This window comes from Paenibacillus sp. EKM211P, from assembly GCF_011066175.1.
Classification (GTDB): Bacteria; Bacillota; Bacilli; order Paenibacillales; family Paenibacillaceae; genus Paenibacillus; species Paenibacillus polymyxa.
In genome coordinates, this window is sequence record NZ_JAAMNS010000064.1 from 1 (window position 1) to 350 (window position 350).

The following is a 350-nucleotide window of genomic DNA, read 5'->3' on the forward strand; positions in this document are numbered from 1 at the left end:
AGCAGCTGGTAGAAGTACGTTGGCGTCTGGTTCAAAATGGTAACCTGTTCGCGGCCCAGCAGCGCCAGGAAATCGGCTGGATTTTTCGCTGTGAGCGGCGGCACGATGACCAGCTTGCCTCCGTTCAGCAACGCTCCGTACATTTCCCAGACGGAGAAATCGAAGCAGAACGAGTGGAACAGCGTCCACGTGTCGGACGGCCCGAAGTCGAACAGGTTCTTGTCGTTGAACAGGAGGCGCACGACGTTCTTATGCTCGATCAGCGTTCCTTTCGGTCTGCCGGTCGTTCCCGACGTGTAGATGACATAAGCCAGGTTGAGCGGCCCGGAAATCGGCTCCAGGTTCGAAGC

Annotated in this window: 1 protein-coding gene; it reads right to left on the reverse strand. The window is 57.4% G+C overall.

Translation table 11 applies throughout. The annotated features are described in order from the left end of the window. A partial coding sequence (locus G9G57_RS25365) for an AMP-binding protein (protein WP_164965689.1) occupies nucleotides 1-350 on the reverse strand: 350 nt, incomplete at both ends.